The 18,124-nt window shown below is 61.5% G+C and carries 23 protein-coding genes and 1 tRNA gene; 8 read left to right on the top strand and 16 right to left on the bottom strand.

Annotated features, from left to right (window positions below; genetic code table 11):
* Positions 1-57: 57 nt before the first annotated feature.
* Together ATE70_RS01130 and ATE70_RS01125 are read left to right on the top strand one after the other, a co-directional pair.
* Positions 58-618 carry a helix-turn-helix domain-containing protein gene (locus ATE70_RS01130; protein WP_058536123.1) on the top strand — a complete coding sequence of 187 codons (561 nt, stop codon included), beginning with the start codon at positions 58-60 and terminating at the stop codon, positions 616-618.
* Entirely contained in the window at positions 619-1,794 is a 1,176-nt protein-coding gene (locus ATE70_RS01125; RefSeq protein WP_058536122.1) for a glycosyltransferase, read from the top strand.
* A 62-nt stretch (positions 1,795-1,856) separates the two neighbouring features.
* On the opposite strand, the gene secF is transcribed toward ATE70_RS01125, so the two are convergent.
* The 3 genes from secF to yajC are packed head-to-tail and all read right to left on the bottom strand — an operon-like array spanning position 1,857 to position 4,848.
* Positions 1,857-2,837 (bottom strand): protein translocase subunit SecF, encoded by a 981-nt coding sequence (gene secF / locus ATE70_RS01120; RefSeq protein ID WP_058536121.1) that lies wholly within the window; start codon positions 2,835-2,837, stop codon positions 1,857-1,859.
* Between the two features lie 12 nt (positions 2,838-2,849).
* The gene (gene secD, locus ATE70_RS01115; RefSeq protein WP_058536120.1) at positions 2,850-4,463 is read right to left on the bottom strand and encodes a protein translocase subunit SecD; all 1,614 of its coding nucleotides are present in this window, start codon (positions 4,461-4,463) and stop codon (positions 2,850-2,852) included.
* Between the two features lie 55 nt (positions 4,464-4,518).
* A complete protein-coding gene (gene yajC / locus ATE70_RS01110) occupies positions 4,519-4,848 on the bottom strand; it encodes a preprotein translocase subunit YajC (protein WP_052182143.1) in 330 nt (109 codons plus the stop codon).
* 259 nt (positions 4,849-5,107) lie between these two features.
* On the opposite strand from yajC, the gene ATE70_RS01105 reads away from it, so the two are divergent.
* Positions 5,108-5,184 (top strand) — tRNA-Pro (locus ATE70_RS01105).
* A gap of 88 nt (positions 5,185-5,272) precedes the next feature.
* Here the strand turns inward: ATE70_RS01105 and ATE70_RS01100 are convergent.
* Positions 5,273-5,746 carry a hypothetical protein gene (locus ATE70_RS01100; RefSeq protein WP_156419575.1) on the bottom strand — a complete coding sequence of 158 codons (474 nt, stop codon included), beginning with the start codon at positions 5,744-5,746 and terminating at the stop codon, positions 5,273-5,275.
* Positions 5,747-5,874: 128 nt separating this feature from the next.
* Here ATE70_RS01100 and ATE70_RS01095 point away from each other — a divergent pair, with 128 nt between their 5' ends.
* The gene (locus ATE70_RS01095) at positions 5,875-6,474 is read left to right on the top strand and encodes an MltR family transcriptional regulator (RefSeq protein WP_156419574.1); all 600 of its coding nucleotides are present in this window, start codon (positions 5,875-5,877) and stop codon (positions 6,472-6,474) included.
* Between the two features lie 144 nt (positions 6,475-6,618).
* Here ATE70_RS01095 and ATE70_RS01090 read toward each other — a convergent pair whose 3' ends face one another.
* The 10 genes from ATE70_RS01090 to ATE70_RS01050 form a co-directional block, all read right to left on the bottom strand.
* Positions 6,619-7,149: an SHOCT domain-containing protein gene (locus ATE70_RS01090; protein WP_058536117.1), complete on the bottom strand. Its 531-nt coding sequence runs from the start codon at positions 7,147-7,149 to the stop codon at positions 6,619-6,621.
* 128 nt (positions 7,150-7,277) lie between these two features.
* A complete protein-coding gene (locus tag ATE70_RS01085) occupies positions 7,278-7,802 on the bottom strand; it encodes a hypothetical protein (protein ID WP_058536116.1) in 525 nt (174 codons plus the stop codon).
* Positions 7,799-8,416, bottom strand: a complete 618-nt coding sequence (locus ATE70_RS01080; RefSeq protein ID WP_058536115.1) for a hypothetical protein — start codon at positions 8,414-8,416, stop codon at positions 7,799-7,801. The genes ATE70_RS01085 and ATE70_RS01080 overlap by 4 nt, the downstream gene beginning before the upstream one ends.
* Entirely contained in the window at positions 8,385-8,777 is a 393-nt protein-coding gene (locus ATE70_RS01075; RefSeq protein ID WP_058536114.1) for a hypothetical protein, read from the bottom strand. Before ATE70_RS01075 ends, ATE70_RS01080 begins: the two co-directional genes overlap by 32 nt.
* Position 8,778: 1 nt before the next feature.
* The gene (locus tag ATE70_RS25065; protein ID WP_197411345.1) at positions 8,779-8,937 is read right to left on the bottom strand and encodes a hypothetical protein; all 159 of its coding nucleotides are present in this window, start codon (positions 8,935-8,937) and stop codon (positions 8,779-8,781) included.
* 219 nt (positions 8,938-9,156) lie between these two features.
* Positions 9,157-9,699, bottom strand: a complete 543-nt coding sequence (locus ATE70_RS01070; RefSeq protein WP_058536113.1) for a hypothetical protein — start codon at positions 9,697-9,699, stop codon at positions 9,157-9,159.
* A gap of 180 nt (positions 9,700-9,879) precedes the next feature.
* The gene (locus tag ATE70_RS01065; RefSeq protein WP_058536112.1) at positions 9,880-11,280 is read right to left on the bottom strand and encodes an AAA family ATPase; all 1,401 of its coding nucleotides are present in this window, start codon (positions 11,278-11,280) and stop codon (positions 9,880-9,882) included.
* Between the two features lie 5 nt (positions 11,281-11,285).
* Entirely contained in the window at positions 11,286-11,540 is a 255-nt protein-coding gene (locus ATE70_RS01060; protein WP_058536111.1) for a hypothetical protein, read from the bottom strand.
* Positions 11,541-11,622: 82 nt separating this feature from the next.
* A complete protein-coding gene (locus ATE70_RS01055) occupies positions 11,623-11,829 on the bottom strand; it encodes a hypothetical protein (RefSeq protein ID WP_058536110.1) in 207 nt (68 codons plus the stop codon).
* Entirely contained in the window at positions 11,829-13,148 is a 1,320-nt protein-coding gene (locus ATE70_RS01050) for a site-specific integrase (protein WP_058800975.1), read from the bottom strand. The genes ATE70_RS01055 and ATE70_RS01050 overlap by 1 nt, the downstream gene beginning before the upstream one ends.
* A 525-nt stretch (positions 13,149-13,673) precedes the next feature.
* On the opposite strand from ATE70_RS01050, the gene ATE70_RS01045 reads away from it, so the two are divergent.
* Together ATE70_RS01045 and ATE70_RS01040 are read left to right on the top strand one after the other, a co-directional pair.
* A complete protein-coding gene (locus ATE70_RS01045; RefSeq protein ID WP_058536108.1) occupies positions 13,674-14,729 on the top strand; it encodes a proline racemase family protein in 1,056 nt (351 codons plus the stop codon).
* Positions 14,730-14,807: 78 nt separating this feature from the next.
* Positions 14,808-15,581 (top strand): TSUP family transporter, encoded by a 774-nt coding sequence (locus ATE70_RS01040; protein ID WP_058536107.1) that lies wholly within the window; start codon positions 14,808-14,810, stop codon positions 15,579-15,581.
* On the opposite strand, the gene ATE70_RS01035 is transcribed toward ATE70_RS01040, so the two are convergent.
* Positions 15,578-15,904, bottom strand: coding sequence for an EF-hand domain-containing protein (locus ATE70_RS01035; protein ID WP_058799806.1), 327 nt, complete (start codon positions 15,902-15,904; stop codon positions 15,578-15,580). The genes ATE70_RS01040 and ATE70_RS01035 overlap by 4 nt on opposite strands.
* Positions 15,905-16,001: 97 nt before the next feature.
* A complete protein-coding gene (locus ATE70_RS01030; protein ID WP_058536105.1) occupies positions 16,002-16,979 on the bottom strand; it encodes an NADPH:quinone oxidoreductase family protein in 978 nt (325 codons plus the stop codon).
* Between the two features lie 71 nt (positions 16,980-17,050).
* Here ATE70_RS01030 and ATE70_RS01025 point away from each other — a divergent pair, with 71 nt between their 5' ends.
* Both ATE70_RS01025 and ATE70_RS01020 read left to right on the top strand, forming a co-directional pair.
* A complete protein-coding gene (locus ATE70_RS01025; protein ID WP_058536104.1) occupies positions 17,051-17,620 on the top strand; it encodes a glycoside hydrolase family 108 protein in 570 nt (189 codons plus the stop codon).
* Between the two features lie 63 nt (positions 17,621-17,683).
* Entirely contained in the window at positions 17,684-18,097 is a 414-nt protein-coding gene (locus ATE70_RS01020) for a holin family protein (protein WP_037518792.1), read from the top strand.
* The last annotated feature ends 27 nt before the right edge of the window (positions 18,098-18,124 follow it).

Below are 18,124 nucleotides of genomic sequence, written 5' to 3'. Positions count from 1 at the left end.
ACACTGGAATATTTTGTAGGAAAGAAGAAACCGATTTGGTTATTTGAGGGTTTTGCGATGATCAACAGCATCCGCTCGGTCCGCCGCGCCAAGGGGCTGACGCTCGAAGAGGTCGGCCAGCGCTGCGTTCCGCCGACGACGGCGCAGACGATCGGCCGCCTCGAAACGGGGACGCGCACGCTCTCGCTCGGCTGGATGAACCGCATCGCCGCCGCGCTCGGCGTCGACGCCGCCGAACTCGTCCAGTTGCCGCAGGACACGCAGCTCACGATCACCGCGCTGCTCGGCGCCGAGGGCGCGCAGGCGCCGACGCGCGTCGAACAGGCGCTGACCGCCCGCCCGGGCGAGGATATGGTCGCGGTGCGCGTCACCTCCTCGATCGGCGACTATCGCGCGGGCGATGAAATCTGGTGCCGCCGCATCGAGGGCGACTGGGCGAGCGTGCTCAACCGCGATCTGCTCGTCCCGCGCCCCGCCGGCCGCTTCTTTTTCGCGCGCCTGCTCAACGTCGACGGCGAAAAGCTCCACCTGCTCCCGCTCGGCACCGGCCAGCGCCAGCAGGTCGTGAGCAACCCGCCGTGGGCCGCGGTCGCCGTCCGCCTGCTCCGCACGCTCTGAGTGTCCGCCGCTCCGTCCTTGCGCGTCCTGTCGATCGCGACTTTGTTCCCCGACGCGGCACGGCCCAACTTCGGCCTGTTCGTCGAAAAAAGCCTGCGCGCGCTCGCGGCGCAGCCCGGCATCGACCTCGCTATCGTCGCACCGGTCGGCCTGCCACCCTTCCCGCTCTCACTCCACAAACGCTATCGCGCGCTCCGTAGCCTCCCGCGAAGCGAGGTCTGGAACGGGCTTACCGTCCTCCGCCCGCGCTTCACGCTGATCCCGCGCGTCGGCGCAAGATTCAATCCGGCAAAGGTCGCAAGAGCCACGCTGTCCGCGGTGCGCGGCCAGTCCTTCGACGTGATCGACGCGCAATTCTTCTATCCCGATGGCCCCGCCGCGATGCGTGTCGCGGACGCGCTCGGCCTCCCCTTTTCGACCAAGGCGCGCGGCGCCGACATCAGCCACTTCGGCCATGACCCGGCGACGCAGTCGCAGGTGATCGAAGCGGGCAGGAAAGCCGCCGGCCTGCTTGCCGTCTCCGAAGCGATGCGCGGCGACATGGCCGCGATCGGCATCGACCCGGCGAAAGTCGCCGTCCACTACACCGGCATCGACACCGCACGCTTCCACCCCGGCGACCGTGCCGCCGCGCGCGTAGCGCTCGGCATGGACGCCAGCCCCGCAATCCTCACCGTCGGCGCGCTGATCGAACGCAAGGGTCAGGCGCTCGTCATCGAGGCGCTGCCCGCGCTGCCCGACGTCGACTACTGGCTTGCCGGCGCGGGCGATGAGGAAGGCCGTTACCGCGCGCTCGCGCAAAAGCTCGGTGTCGCAACCCGCGTCCACTTCATGGGCCCCGTCGCCAACGCCGACCTGCCGCAGCTCTATCGCGCCGCCGATCTTGTCGTGATGCCGTCGGCCAGCGAAGGGCTCGCCAATGCGTGGGTCGAGGCGCTCGCTTGCGGCACGCCCATCGTGATCAGCGATGCGGGCGGGGCTGCCGAGCTGGTGACGTCGCCAATCGCCGGCCGGATCGTCGAACGCACACCGCGCGCGATTGTCGAGGCCGTGCAGGCCGTTCTCGCAAATCCGCCCTCACCGTCCGACGTCGCGGCCAGCCTTGGCGGCCGCTTCGACTGGGACCGCAACGGCCGCGAACTCGCCGCGCATCTCCGCCGCTGCGCAAGTCTCTAGATACGGCAACGCCGGCCCACTCGCAGAGCAGGCCGGCGCCGTTTTTTTAAAAGCTACGGGCCTCAGACGACCGCGCCGTCGTCCTTGCGCTCGACGCGCTCGCCGCCGTCCATCCCGGCCGTCGTGCGCGGCACGAAGCTGTGCGGGCCGACTTTCAGCCACACGAGCACCGGGGTCGACATCAGCACCGACGAATAGCCGCCGATAAACACGCCGAACAGCATTGCCGCGGTAAAGCCGAAAATCACGTCCGGGCCAAAGAGCAACAGCATGCCGAGCGCCAGGACCATGGCGACCGTCGTCATGACCGTACGCGACAGCGTTTCGTTGATGCTGAGATTGAGAAGCGGAACGATCTCCATCTTGCGGTATTTTTTCAGATTCTCGCGAATTCGATCATAAACGACGATCGTGTCGTTCAGCGAATAGCCGACGATGGTCAGCAGCGCCGCGACGCTGTTCAGGTCGAACTGCATCTGCGTCACCGCGAACAGGCCGAAGGTCAGCGATACCTCATGGAACAGGCGGCCAAGCGCACCGACGCCGAACTGCCATTCGAAGCGTATCCATATATATATGGAAATGCCGAGGATCGCGAGGCCCAGGCTGATCGCCCCGGTGCGTATCAATTCTCCCGAGACCTTGCCCGAAACGGTTTCGACCGAGCCGGTCTTCGCGGTCGGGAAGGCTTTTTGAATGCCCGATACCAGCTGCTGCCCCGCGCGCTCGGCGGCGGCCTTGTCGCCGTCAGGGAGCGCGGTGCGGATCGACACCGCCTTGTCCGATCCGAACTGCTGGATCGTCGCTTCGCCAAGGCCGATGTCGCCGACCTTTTCGCGAATTTCGTCGATTGGCGGCATCCCCTGAGTGAATTCAACGCGAACCGACTGGCCACCGACGAAGTCGACGCCGAGGTTCAGGCCCTTCACGGCGACCAGTGCGATCGACACGGCCACGAGGAAAAAGCTCATGAATGACGCGATTTTCCGCCACCGCAGGAAGTCGATGTTGGTGTCGTCAGGAACGAGTTTCAGCAAGCGCATCGTTTCGCTCCCTTAAATATTGATCGACGTCGGGCGCTTGGTCCGCAGCCAATGGGCTACGAACATGCGCGTGACGGTAACGGCGGTGAAGACGCTGGTGACGATCCCGATGGTCAGAACAACCGCGAAGCCCTTGATCGGCCCCGAACCGAACCAGAACATCAAAGCGGCGGCGATGACGTTGGTGACGTTCGCGTCGAAAATCGCGCGGCTCGCCTCGCTATAACCCAGTTCGACGGCCTGAAAGACCTTTCGCCCGCGTTTCAGCTCTTCGCGTATGCGTTCGTTGATCAGCACGTTCGCGTCGACCGCGGCGCCGATCGTCAGCACAAAGCCCGCGATCCCGGGCAACGTCAATGTCGCATTGAATGCCGCCATGACCGCGATGATCAGGAAGACGTTGAAGACCAGCGCGACGCACGCATAGACGCCGAAGCGGCCATAAACGACGAGCATCAGTACCAGCACCGACACCGTGGCAATGATACCCGCGATCGCCCCCTTGCGGATCGAATCGGCGCCGAGTTCGGGGGTCACCGTGCGTTCCTCGACGACGGTCATCTTCACCGGCAAGGCGCCCGAGCGCAGCGAAATCGCCAGCGCATTCGCGCTCGCAACACTGAAGCTGCCCGAAATCTGCGCGCTGCCGCCCAGGATCGGCTCGTTGATCGACGGCGCCGACAGCACCTTGCCGTCGAGCACCATCGCGAAACGCTTTCCGACGCTCTGCGCGGTCACCTTGGCAAAGGTGCTCGACCCGCCCGAATCGAAACGGATCGAAACGACCGGCTGGTTGTTCTGGGGATCATAGCTTTGCTTGGCGTCGATCAGCTGCTCGCCGCTGATCATCACCTGGCGGCGCAGCACTTCGAACGCGGCGCCACTGCCCTCGCCCTCGGCATAGGGGACGATTTCGCTGCCGACCGGAACGCGGCCCGCGGCGGCTTCGGCGGGATCGGCGTTGGCATCGACCATGCGGAATTCAAGCCGTGCGGTCTTGCCGATCAGTTCCTTCAGCGCCGCCGGGTCCTGCAGGCCGGGGACCTGCACGACGACGCGGTCGGTGCCTTCGCGAATGATCGTCGGTTCGCGCGTACCCAGCGCGTTGACGCGCTTGTCGATAATATCTCGCGCCGTATCCATCGCGTTCGCGACGGCCTGCGCCTGTCCGGCTCCCGTCGGGGTCATCTCGATCCGCGTCGAATTGACCACGGTGACTGTCCAGTCGCGCTGGCCCGTCAGCTGTGCCCCACGCGTCTCGTTGAACAGGCGTTCGCGGGCTTCGTCGAGCTTCGCGAGATCGCGGACGAGGAAGCTGATCTTGCCGCCCGCGGTCGACAACTCGCCAATCGCGATATCGTCGTCGGGCCCGCTCTCGCCGCGCATCGCGGCGCGCACGGTCTTCTCCATATTCGCGAGCTGCGTCTTGCGCAGGTCGGCGATGTCGGCTTCAAGCAGCAAGTGGCTGCCGCCGGCGAGGTCGAGGCCCAGATTGACCTTCGCCTGCAGGAACGACGGCAAGCTGTCCCTCGTTTTTTCAGGCAGGAAGCTGGGGATGGAAAAAAGGATACCGAGCAGCAGAATGATGCTGATGCCGATGGTCTTCCAGCGCGGGAAATCGAGCATGGTCTAGAAATCCGATAGCAAGAGCGGGACCACAGCGGGCGCGGAGCCCGCCGCGTCAGTCGTTGGCGGGCTTGCCACCGGGCTGCAGGACGTCGGCGAGGGTCGACTTGACGACCTTGATCTTCACGCCCTGTGCGATTTCGACATCGACGAAATCATCGTCGACGCGCGTGATCTTGCCGACGATGCCGCCGCCGGTCACGACCTGGTCGCGCGGCTTCACCGCCGCGACCTTGGCGCGATGTTCCTTGGCGCGGACCTGCTGCGGGCGGATCAGGAAGAACCAGAACACCGCGAAGATCAGCAGATAGGGAACCAGCATCAGGAAACCGGCAGCCCCGCCGCCCGATCCGGCCGCCTGGGTCAGAAGCAATTGCGTCGACATGAGTGAAAAACTTTCCGTTCGTAGGCATTGCCAATTCCCCTTGCGGAACCGGCACGCAAATATGGCGCGGCGCCTATCACGCAGGGAAGATGCGCGCAACCGGTCGCTGCGCCCCTCCCCCTTGGCAAGCGTGGCCGAAATGGGAATGATACCCGCCATATCAACCCCGCCCCGTCAATCGAGGCAATAACGCGCCATCCCCGCTTGCATCGTCCGCCAACCCGCGCTAGGGGCCTCGCCTGCCCTTACGGGGGCCGGTCGGGACGTAGCGCAGCCTGGTAGCGCATCACACTGGGGGTGTGGGGGTCGGAGGTTCGAATCCTCTCGTCCCGACCAATTATTTCAATGAGTTAGACAAACCTACCCGGCGCCAATCAGCGCTCGGGCAGGTTATGGGTAGGCTACGGAACCTGTCCCGGCGATTTTACCAATCGTCGCGCGCAACTTTGTTCTGGACGCATTGCGCGACGGTCGCCGCCGAACCGACAAACGCTTCTTCGGCTTTGCGCCATTGCGAGCCGGTCCATTTGCCTATTGGATTCCAGCCTACGTTGAACTGGTCGCTGAACCGTTCAAGGCTGCTTTGCTGGATACGAAAGCGCCCTTCCCTCGCTTCGAACGTGAAGCGGCTTCGTATCTTCCAGCGCGGCATGCTGCCGTACTCAATGGCGCTGTTTGCGACGATAATACCGCCGTCCAAATCAGCGTTGATAATGAGTTGGCCGCCCACCGTCCCCGACGCCAAGTGCTGCGAAATACACGTTTGAGCGCGGGTCGCGATTTCACGCGCGGTGCCGGGAGTTTGATACACTCCACTTGCAACTTCAGTTAGATATTCAGCGGCCTCGGCGCTTGTCGCCATCACCCCGCTCAACGCAATTGCGGTCGTGATACTCAATGCATGCCTCGCCCGTCCACCATTCCTCATTTCACTTGCCCTCATTTCGAACAACATCGGTCGAAGTTTAGCTTCAGCCATCGCATCTTATTATGTAAAAAGCGTTGAAATGCGGGAGGATTAACGGGGTGCAAAAAGGCTCGACGCGACCGGGACGCAATGCAGTCACCAAGTCTTTGAAAACACATTCACGCGCAAAGATTACCGAAGCGACAATTGAAGCTCACGGCGCATCTCTCCAACATGAGAGTGACCGTGGAACGGTAATTATGACCGCTGCAATGATAGAGGACACGCTAACTCAATCAATAAAACAGCGTCTCGCTCATTTAAATCACAACGAAATCGACGCGCTGTTCGATTTCAACGGCCCGATGGGGACGTTTTCCTCAAGAATTAAGTGCGCCCAAGCTTTCGGAATTATCGACCGTCAGACACGTGCCCACATTGAAATGATTCGCGAAATGCGAAATGCGTGCGCACATTCTCAAAACCCATTGACGTTCCGCGACGATGCATTGCGTGATGCCGTCTTCACGATGTTGGACGATGAATCTGTCGAAAGCTATCGAGAGGACCAGACCTTCATTCGATTGGCGTTTGTAGTGTTGACTGGAGTTTTGGCGAGCATCATCATCGAAGGTGACGTTCAGAAGGGCGCCGCGCGCGTTAACGCCATTATCAAACAGCACGTCGAAGAACACGAAGCCACAAACAAAGGGGCGTAAGTCCGCAGCCTGCCTACCCATTCCCTGCCCAATAGTGAGCTTCGAAGTGCGTCAACCATTTCAACGCTGATTTCATTGAACTTTTCATTGTTCAACGACAAATGCTCGTCGCATCAATGAGGCGAAGGAATGTGGTTGCGACGTTTATCGAGCGCGCAGCAGTTGCAGCTTCTTCGCGGCGAATTCTTCGTCAGTGACGAAACCTCGCTCTTTGAGATCTGCAAGCTTCGCGAGTTCATCCATCGCCGAAGGTTGGGTTTCGACCGGCGCTGCATATCCCGCGCGAGCCGAGCGGCTGCATTCGTTGTTCACACGCTGCAAACACGATTCGACCGCCTTCCGTACCGTCGATTTGTGCGACAGGTAGAACACGATTGGAAGAATCCAGCCTATCCATGTGAACGCGAGCAATATCAGCAGAATCCAAAACGCAAACGACGGGCGATAGTGGACGTCAGCAACGATCAAAATTCCGTCGTCGATCCTGCGAGCCGAAACGATAGTTGTGTCCGCACGATTGATAGAGCCGAATGTCGCTTCAATGGACTTGGCGACAATTTCGTCGCCCTTCATTTTGGCGCTGTCGGACACCTTCTTAAATTGGATGAAGGCGTGGTCGAGGATTTCACTCTCCGACTTATCCGTAATAATTCGCTCGCTAACTTCGAAATTCATCGCGTCCTCCGTGCGACCAAATAACCGCAAACAAGTTGCTATTCGGCTAACACAAAAGCCCCGACCACGCATGGCATAACGTAGCCGGGGCAGTCGGGGGTGCGGAAGGAAAAGGAAACGCTCCCCGACTAGCCGGGCGGCACGAAGGGAAGCCGACCGGCGATTTCGTTGCGCTCTTTGGGCGCCAATGCCCACAGTGGGACCGCGAGCAGCGGGATGGCGTCTAGGTCGATCGCACCGGCCCCTGACGCGCTGACGGCGTCGACAATGGGCTGCGCGGGGTCCGTCAGGCCGACGACCGCACATAGGGGCAAGTGATCGCCCTGGGCCTTCCCGCGCCAAGGCAGCGCGAGAGCCGCGTCTTCCAAGCGGAACAGCAAATGGTGCAATCTGAAGAAGGCTCGTTGCTGGCCCGGCGGGGCGCTAAGGTCGGCCGCTTCGGGCAACGCGACGCCGACCGCTTGGGCGTACGGTACGAACAGCGGCAACGCATGTTCGGCGAAGTCTTCGGTCGGGGCTTCGTCGAAGTCCCAAGGCAGGATTTCGGCATAACGGCCGAAGACCATCGTATCGCCCATTGGGCTAGGTTTGTTGGCGCTCGACACGTCCAGCCATGCGGCCAGCCGGGCAAGGCGTGTCGAAGCGACGGTCATACTTCGACGCGCGTCTGAAGCTTCGCCAATTCAATCGGCGAATAGAAGGACGAATGCACATTCGCGATGAAGCCGGGATAACGCTTCGCGACCCTGTCCAGCTTCACCGATGTGTCGATATATTCGAGTGCTTCCGGCGCGAACTTCCCGACGATCTTCTCTTTGAAGTCCAAAACGACGTCTTCGGGCAGACCCAACAGGCGCCACGAATGGTTATACATCGTCAGCGCGAAGTCGGGTTCGTCCAAGATGGCTTCGCGAATATTTGTGTAGCCGCCGTCACCGTTTTTCGCTTCGCGAGCAATCCAATCAAGCGCGCGAGTGTAGATCGCATTGCGGGACGGGTCCGCCGTGAAGCGCGTTCCCATAATTTCGCTGCTCGATTTGACGAGTTCCTTCGCCCGCGATTCCAGCGTCCGCTGCGTCGTTTCAGCGGTAGCTGCGAGCCTGTTGGCAACCTTCGCCGCCTTTTCGTGGCGCACCGGTTCTGTCACCGTCAAATCTTGCGAGATACGGCCGAGCATTTCCGCGCTGCTGTCGGCGACGGAATGAACCTCTTGCATCGCGTTGTAGACGACGTTGTCATTTTTGAAGTTTGCGGGGTCGCCAAGCATCGGCGTCCGCTGCGTCGGCAGTCGAAGCTGCTGACAGAATGCGACGGCTTTGTCCGTTTGAACCGGAGTGAAACCGGGGGTCGTATTCATGTTCGTTCCTTTCCTTCGATCTTCGGTCGCGGGCGTCCGCGATCAGCTTTCGTTGCATCGCGGCCCATGCCGCTTCGCGTTCGACGCGTTGGTCGGCCGTGACGCGCATTGGCACGACGATGCACGACCTTGGCGGCGCGCCATATTTCGCGATGAAGCGAACGACGGCTTCGTCGTCGGTTTCGCCGTGCGCCACTTCGACGATGTTGGGGACGACGGCGGCGCTATCGCTTTCGAGCCGGGCGATACGACGAGCGATGGCGCTGACCATGTCACGACCGAGCTTCCAAAGCCGCGAGCCGCGTTTCAAGGTCGGTCGTTTCGTGAATGCGGGCAATCATCGACAGGATATGCGCCAGCTTCGACGCGTCCCCCGTATCGAGGACATTCGACCGCGCCTCACGATAGACCCGCTGAATTTCCCGGTTCACGTCGGCGACGCTCGATAGCTTGCACCGATAGCGTTTGGGCTTCGGGGGGAGTGGGGTCGGAGCGGAAACCCGCTCACTTCCTACCGGTGCCGATGATGAAGACCACATAATTCCGCCAATAAGACAAATGAAACAATCAATACGGCTGCATAATCCAGTCAATACGAGCACAAGTCAATAATATTATTTCAAATACTCAATCTTCAATGTAATATTAAATCATTTATTCGCGATAACCTTTAACGACATACTTTTCTTATGCTTCTCCGTTTCAGGAACTAAAACACGATCATAATTTAGGCCACGACGACGACATTCGCGCCGAACGTCGCTCAAGACGCCGGGCAACGTCGACGCCGCAAGCAAGACTACGCCGTGACTATGGAATGGGACTTGCCCACATGCGGACCGGAGAACGTGAAGGTAGGCAAGCCGAAGCACCGTATGATAGTTGGGGAAGTAGACGTGCGTATGGTGCGATAGATGCTCCGCACACATCGTCTGCGTTCGCGGCGAAAGTCGCTTGAACTTCGCGTCGCCAAGGCCCGACAGGAATATGTCAGCGCCGATACGTTCATCTGCGGCTAGATAGACGACGCCGCCGCGAATGATGTTGGCGCAAGCTTCGATGTATTTCGTTGTCAGGTGTGCGTCGGCTTGGTGGGCCGGGCAGACGCCGTTGCGCGCAATCCAATCTTCGGCACGGTCGAGAACGCCGCTTATGATTTCGTGGGCGCGGTTGTTAAATCCTGAGATGGTCATTGCGTTATTGCCTTCAACCTACGACCGTCGCCGTCTAGAGGCGCGGTCCGATGGTAACTTCGCCGAAACTTTCGACGTAATTTCAAATATATAATTTGACGCAACTTACCGCGTTGACCGTTGGGCAGGTAATGGGTAGCCAAACCAACACACAACCGTCGCCGGGACAGCGGGACACCCCTAAAGGGTGGTGTCCCGTCCCGTCCCGCTGAGCGCACCGGGACTGTCCCGTGAATGTCCCGCTGTTGTCCCGGTGTCCCGCTCCGCGATCAGCACGGCGGCAATCACAGCATTTTGTACCGCGCCTTGCGCGCCGCCCACGCGATAGAGATCGCTTTCGACCGTCAAATAGCCATCCCGAACCAAGTCCGACCGGGCGCGGTTGAAATTTTTGCGTTTGGTATCGTCATTGTCACTGGTCGAATTGCGGTAAAACTTTGGACGCCAAGCTTCGACGTGAACACCGACAAAGGTGCCGCTGTCGTCAACGACCCCATGTTCGCCAGCGGCTTCGCGAAATGACGACATACCCAAATGCTGATTGGGTGTAAGTTCTTTGAAGTCCCGGCGCGGGGCCGCTGCATCGTCTGACACGACTACGCAACTGGTAAGGTCGATGCCGTCTTCGTCTGTACCCACAACAATGCTGTGAAGGCGAAAACCGTGCGCCTTTCCGTCTTCGCCGTCCTTCGCTTTATCGATGCGCCACATTCGAGCGTCGCCGTTGCGTTCGACGTAGATCGCGGCGTCCAGCGCTGCAAACAAACTGGAATGTCCGCGCAAGCCCTTCGCCGCGTCTTTCCCACTGTGGGCAACGAGAACGATCAGTCCGGCTGTGAGGCGCTGAAGCCTCTTTGCCCCCGCGATTATGGCGCCCATGTCTTTGCTGCTATTTTCGTCCGCGCCGGGGGCTGCTCGATTCAACGTATCGATGAAGATTACGACGCCCGGCGGGCATAACGACGCAAGGTCGTCAACGTCCTGCGGATCAATTAGGCTGAAGGCTTCGATGGAAAAGCGAACGTCCGTTGGGAACGGCCGATTGTTATGTCGCTCCCAAGCGCGGGTCCGGTTGCGATACCCGCCCTCGCCTTCAAGCGCGATGTAGAGCACCGGCGCGGGGCGGCTGCGATGGCCGAAGAAGTGTTCACCAGTTGCTATTGCCGCCGCTGCCGCTGTGCATAGAAACGACTTGGCCGACCCCGACGCGCCGAACACGACGGCAAATCCTTCGGCGGGGAACACGCCATCAATTCGCGATGGCTGCGATGGCAACGCCTGTAGTTCGGCGGCTGTTCGAAACTTGAATCGTTCGCGGCGCTTCGCGGCTTCGCCACGCATTTCGAGTAGGTCGTGAAGCACGTCCGGGTCGGGCTTCGCCAACGACCAAAGCTTACGCGCCTTTAGCCGCCCGTAGGGCTTCGACCATTCAAGAAATATTGGTTCATATGTTTGCCCGTCAGTCTTCAGCGATTGCGCGACGATGCGAACGGTTTCCGTAGAGTCCGGCGGAATCAACGCCAGCACTTCGCGCATGATGATTTGCTTTTCGTCCTGCGACGGCGCACTTTCGAAGAACATGTGAACTATGACGCGGCGATAACATGTTGGCGCCGCTGTTCGGCATATTCTGACGTGGATGCCACCGGGTCCGACAGACGACTTTCTGCCCATGCTTGAAGGTCATCGGCGGTATAGACCGGGAAACGGCCAAGCTTGCGAAAACGCGGCCCGCCGCCGATGCAAGCCAGCTTGGCAAGGGTTTCGGTTGTGCCGAACCCATAGCGTTCCTGAAGGTAATCAGCCGCCTGATTGCGGCGAAGATAGGCTGGTTCAGCCAACTGTCGTCTCCTGACTGCTAAAGAGTGGAGACGACTAGATATTACCCAAGATTACAGACCTCTAGGGACACATTTCGACGACCTAAGCCGTTTTGAACTCGCGAGCCAAATACTTCAATCGCCGTTCACGCGTTGATTGTTGGACGTCGATTTTAGCAAAATACATATCGTAGAGTTCGATGGCAGCGGCGCGGCCCGACATTCCGTTTGCGACCAACGCCCTTCCCTTGGCGATGACAACGGCGTTGTTAAAGCCCGGCACGTTGGCGTTATCGATTAAGTCGAACACTATGCCGCACCTTCTTTAAGCGGAACGACATTGGACGTTTCCGAAGCTACGCCGAGGGCGGCGGCGATGCTCCCAGCGATGCTGTCCGACGCACGACGAAGCGGGTCGTCGGCAAGATGCGCGTAACGCGCCGTCGTCGATGGCGAGGCATGGCCAAGCAGTTTGCCCACAATGGGAAGCCCCATGCCCGATGCCGCGCCCATGCTGGCGAAGCTATGGCGAAGGTCATGCAACCGTAGGCCCGGCAAGCCAGCGTGGGCAGTCACGCGCCGCCATGGCCGCTTTAGGTCGCTACGCGGCTTGCCCTTCGTTTCACCGACGATGACATATGGATTGTCCTTCACGCGCGGAATTTCCGCCAACACCTTCAACGCGGGCGCGCCAAGGATAACCTCCTTCTTCCCGGTCTTCGAATCTGGCAGACGAAGAAAGCCGCGTTCCAAATCAACTTGCGTCCATTCCAGCGTCAAAATTTCGCCTAAGCGACAGCCGGTCAACAGCAACAGACGAAGCGCCGCGATGGCGTGGGGCGAAATCACTTCGCGCAACATGTCGGCGTTCTTCGGCCTGTGCTTTGCCTTCGCGCCTTCGTTGAATTGCCATGGCAAGCCTATCGTTTCAGCTTCGCGCAACGCATCGCCAAGACGGCGAAGTTCATCACCATACAGATAGCGTTCGTTGGCGTTATCCTTACCGATTTTGACGCCCCGACGCGGATTCTCCGAAATGTATTCGCGACCAATGGCATAGGTGAGAATGCCACCGAACAGGCGCACCGTGCGACGGGCAGCGCCTTCGCCGCCCTTCACGATAATACGCTTGCCGTCGATGACTTCGTTCTTCGCGGTTTCGCCAGCCGCGACCGCGCTGAAGAAATCTTCAATGTGGCGACGCTTCAAATCCTTGACGCGGCGATGCCCCAACAGTGGCTTGATATGCCGCTCGATACACCCCTTGTCCGTAACCTTCGTCGAAGCCTTCTTATGCCCACAACCCTTTTTCAGATATTCGTCGCACAGTTCGGTGACGGTTGGGTTTTCTTCGACGACCGGCTTCGCGGCAACGTCTTCACCCAATTGGACCTTCGCCAGCAATTCCGTTGCTTTCTTCCGCGCTTGCTCAACCGTCAACGTGGGGAACGTACCGACCGTCACTTTGCGAGATCGACCTTCGAAATCATATTGCACGATGAACGATTTGCGGCCCGATGGGCGCACGCGGACGCCAAAGCCCGGCAAGCCGCCACACCATGTCACATAGTCGCTGACGCGCGCCTCTAGCCGGTCCACGACGCCGTTATTCAGTTTGGGCTTAGCCAAGGTGAAATCCCTTCGGGTAGGTCTTGGGTAGGTGACATTCGGTAATCTGATGCCACCGCAATCGAGCGCGGTAAAGGAAAAGTCATCTATAAGTCGCCGTTTTTCGTGGTTAATGGCAACTTGCGCAATCTGTAGCAATCGCGAGTAATCCTATGACCCGCCACTGGGGGTGTGGGGGTCGGAGGTTCGAATCCTCTCGTCCCGACCAATTTAACGGACAATCTGACAGCATCCTGACAGGATAGCGTGCCATCGGGGCCGGGCGCGACGCATCGGCGTCGTCCACCCCATCAAGGCGCGGGCAGCGCACGAGCGGAAAGCGCGGGGATATGCAGGCGGGCCTTCTGATCGTTGCGGCCGCATTTCTGACTTCCATCCTTTCGGGCATTTATCCTCGACCGCATCAGCGACGCGCACTTCCGCGCCGGCCGCCGCTGGATCGTCACGATCATCGGCGCGACCTTCCTATTTCAGGCGGCGCAGATCGTGCTTGCCTGAAGCGCCGCGCTCGACTGAGATACGGATATGACATCGAATCGCGAAACCACGATCATCCGCATCGTCGACATGCACACCGCAGGCGAGCCCGTCCGTATCGTCGAGGCCGGATATCCCCCACTCGCCGGCAACACGATCCTGGAAAAAAGGCGCGATGCCCAGACACGCTTCGATCACCTGCGCACGATGCTGATGCTCGAACCGCGCGGGCATGACGGCATGTACGGCGTGATCCCGACCGAGCCCTGCGCAGCGGGGGCCGACCTTGCGGTGCTCTTCACGCATCAGGAAGGATACAGCACGATGTGCGGCCACGCGACCATCGCGATCGGCCGCTGGGCGGTCGACACGGGGCGCGTCGCGCGCGTTGACGGCAAGGCCCACTTCGGGCTCGAGGCCCCTTGCGGCGTCATCCAGGTCGATGTCGAGACGGACGAAGCCGGCGTCACCCGTGTCGCATTCGAGAGCGTCGAATCTTTTGCGAGCGCGCTCGATCGGACTGTTGAGGTTCCCGGCCTGGGCCCGGTCCGCGTCGACATCGCTTTCGGCGGCGCCTTCTACGCGATCCTGCCCGCGAGCCGCATCGGCCTGTCGCTGATGGAAACGCCGCTGGCAGAGCTCGTACAGGCCGCGACCGCGATCACCGAGGCGATCCGTGCCAACGGGCCCATCGTCCATCCGACCGAACCCGATCTCGGCTTTCTCTACGGCACGATTCTGACCGACGATGTGGCGCTCGGCATGCATGGCGGCCAGCCCAGCTACAATCTTTGCATCTTCGCCGATGGACAGATCGACCGCTCCCCGACCGGCAGCGGGGTAACGGCGCGTATCGCGCTCGCCGCCGCGAAGGACGAGATGACAGTGGGAGACAGCTGCGAAATCCGGGGCGTATCGGGCGAAGGCTTCGTCGGAACGCTCGCCGCGATGAGCGGAACCGGACTCGATGCCGTGTCGCGCGTCCGGGTCGCCGGCCAGGCCTGGTATTCGGGGCGCAGCGAGATGATCGGGGAGCCCGGCGACCGCTTCGGTGCGGGCTTCACTCTCCCGCGCCGCCTTGCCGAGCTCGACACGCCGGTGTGACGCAGCGCGTCTGCCGCATTGCTATGCGGCGCCGCTCCATGCTGGCCAAGCCAGGCGATCGCACCTAGGAGCGGCCGCATGGAATTCGCCCCCGAAATCTTCGCCTTCCTGATCGGCGTCGCCTTTCTCGCTGGGACGATCGACGCGATGGCGGGCGGCGGGGGTCTCCTCACCATTCCCGCATTGATGGCGGTCGGCGTTCCGCCGGTCTCGGCGATCGCGACGAACAAGCTGCAAAGCACGATCGGCACCGGCTCGGCCTTCCTGACCTTCTGGCGCTCGGGGCATGTCGATCTTCGCCGCTTCGCATGGCCCGCGGCGGGAGCCTTTGCCGGCTCGGTGCTCGGCGCGACCGCGGTCCAATATGTCCGGTCCGATTTCCTCGCCGCGCTCGTTCCGCTGCTGCTCATCGCGATGGGCTTCTATTTCCTGTTCGCGCCGCCGATGAGCAGCGTCGATCGCCACGCGCGCGTCGGCCCGCTCGGGCTCACCCTCATCGTTACGGCGCTCGGCTTCTACGACGGCTTCTTCGGCCCGGGCGCGGGCTCGTTCCTGACGCTCACGCTCGTCGCGCTCGGCGGGCTCGGGCTCGTTCGCGCGATCGGCAACGCAAAGTTCCTCAACCTCGCGACCAATGTCGCCGGCCTGCTCGCGATGATTGTCGGTGGTCATGTCCTGTGGCTGCTCGGCCTCTCGATGGCCGCCGCCAATGTCGCGGGCAACCAGCTCGGCGCGCGGCTCGCGATCCGTTTCGGTGGGCGCGGGGTGCGGCCGCTGCTTGTGGTCATGTCCTTCGCCCTGACCGCCAAACTCCTCGCCGACCCCGCCAACCCGCTCTGGACGCTCTTTTAGGGCTGGCCCTCCTCCGCCGACGGCGGCGGTTCCGCGCGCGCCTTTTGCTTCGCGGCCAGTTCGGCCTTGTCGACCACGCCGTCGCCGTTCGCATCGAGAAACTTGATGAAGGCATCGACCTTTTCGGGCGAGGCCATCGCCGGATCGCCCTGCTGCTGGGCACGCATTTCAGCCATCTTGGTAATCTCGGCCTTGTCCAGCTTCCCATCGCCATTGGTGTCGATCATCGCGAACATGCGGCCGCCATCCTGCGGCGGCTGGGCGGCAGCGATGCCCGGAACAGCCATGCCGATCGAGGCGGCGATCATCGTCAATTTCTTCATTCCATGTCCTTTGGTCATATCGGCAATAGCGCCGGGACGCCCCGCCGCGGACATGGCAGCTTGCGTGTCGCAAAACTATGGCAGCGACTTCGGCTCGTCACGGTTTCAGCACGACCTTGCCCACCACCTCGCGCCGCTCGAGCATCGCAAAGCCTTCGCGCCAGTCAGCAAGGTCGAGCGAAGCATGGACGTGCGGCCGGATTTTCCCTGCGGCCGCCAGCGCATCGATCGCCGCGACATTCTCCGCTCCGCGCTCGGGAAAGCGCCGCCCATATTCGCCCGCGCGCACCCCGACGACCGAGAAGCCCTTGATCAGCGGCATGTTCACCGACACCTCGGCTATGCGCCCCGACGCAAAACCGATAACAAGCAGGCGCCCGCCGAACGCAATACAGCGCGTCGATTCGTCGAATATGTCGCCGCCGACCGGATCGAAAATCACATCGGCACCCTTGCCATCGGTCAGCGCCTTCACCTCCTCGCGAAATCCCCGTGCCGCGGAAATCACCGCATCGGGCGCGTAGAGCCGCGCAATCGCCTCGCGCTTTTCCGCGCTGCTCGCCGCCGCAATGACACGCGCACCCAGCGCCTTCGCCAGATCGACCGTCGCCAGCCCGACGCCGCCCGCGGCGCCATGGACCAGCACCCACTCGCCCGGCTCGACCCGCGCGCAGCGGACCAGTGCGACATAGGCGGTCAGATAAGCGACCGGATAGGCAGCGGCCTCGTCCCAGCTCAGTCGTTCGGGCTTCCGGCGAAGATTTACCGCCGGAACGGCGGCATATTCAGCCATCGCGCCGAACCGGTTGCCGCCGATCACCGCGTCGCCCGGCGCCCAGCCATCGACACCCTCACCCACTGCATCGACCTCGCCCGCGAATTCCAGCCCCGACACGAACGGCAGGTCGGGCTTCAACTGGTAGCCGCCACCCGTCATCAACAGATCGGGGAAATTCACTGCCGCCGCGCGCACCCGCACACGAACTTCGCCGGGTCCGGGCAAAGGTACGGGCAAATCCGCAAGCGCCGCCCCCGCATGATCGGACAGCAATTCGCGTATTTGCAAAGCCCGCATGGCGAAAATCCTTTCCTACAATATTCCCATATGGTTCGTTTTACCTGCCCAACAAACCACAGGAGCGAATCATGCCAAGACCAGACCCGTCTGCCTGCGATGCAGATATCTTGATCGATGCCGTCATCGACCGCGAAGGCCGATATGTAAACCACCCCGCCGACCGCGGCGGCCCGACCTGCTGGGGGATCACCGAGGCGGTCGCGCGGGCGCAAGGCTATGCCGGCGCGATGCGCGAGCTGCCGCGCGGCGAGGCCGCCTCGATCTATCGCCGCCTCTATTGGCTGCGCCCCGGCTTCGACAAGGTCGCGCTGCGCGCCTCCAAAATCGCCGCCGAATTGTTCGACACCGGCGTCAATATGGGCACCGGCACCGCGGCGGGTTTCCTCCAGCGCGCGCTCAACGCGCTCAACCGCGCGGCGCGCGACTATCCCGACATCGCGGTCGATCGCGAGGTGGGTCCGCGCACGCTGTCGGCGCTCGACGGTTTCCTGAAAGCGCGCGGCAAGGACGGCGAAACCGTCCTCCTGCGCGCGATGGAGGCGCTGCAGGGCGAACGCTACATCGCGCTCGCCGAACGTCGCCCGAGTCAGGAAGCCTTCCTCTACGGCTGGCTGGCCAATCGCATCGGCGAGCACTGACCCCGCGAACATGTCGATTCCGAGTGAAGTTGTGAGGATTCTCTAGCAAAAAGGAAAAGGACCATGAGCATTATCGAAGGCCTGATCGGCCCCATCGCCAAGCTGATCGACAAGATCATCCCCGACCCCGAAGCGCGCGACCGCGCCAAGCTTGAGTTGCTGAAGATGGAGGGCAGCCAGGAGATGGAAGCGATCCGCACGCGAATGACTGCGATCGTCGCCGAGGCGAACAGCGCCGACCCGTGGACCAGCCGCGCGCGGCCGAGCTTCCTCTATGTCATGTACGCGCTGCTGCTCTGGGCGATCCCGATGGGCCTGATCGCAGCGGCGCGGCCCGAGATGGCAAAGGGGATCGCCGACGGCATGAACGCCTATCTCGCGGGTATCCCGGAGTCGCTCTATGCGCTCTTCGGCACGGGTTATCTGGGTTACACGGCCGCGCGGGCGTGGGGGAAAGCAAAGGGGGTCGAAGGTTAGGGCTGCCCACCAATTCCGTTCGTGTCG

Source organism: Sphingopyxis sp. H053 (assembly GCF_001468225.1).
Classification (GTDB): Bacteria; Pseudomonadota; Alphaproteobacteria; order Sphingomonadales; family Sphingomonadaceae; genus Sphingopyxis.
This window is presented reverse-complemented; position numbering and strand designations above follow the sequence as displayed.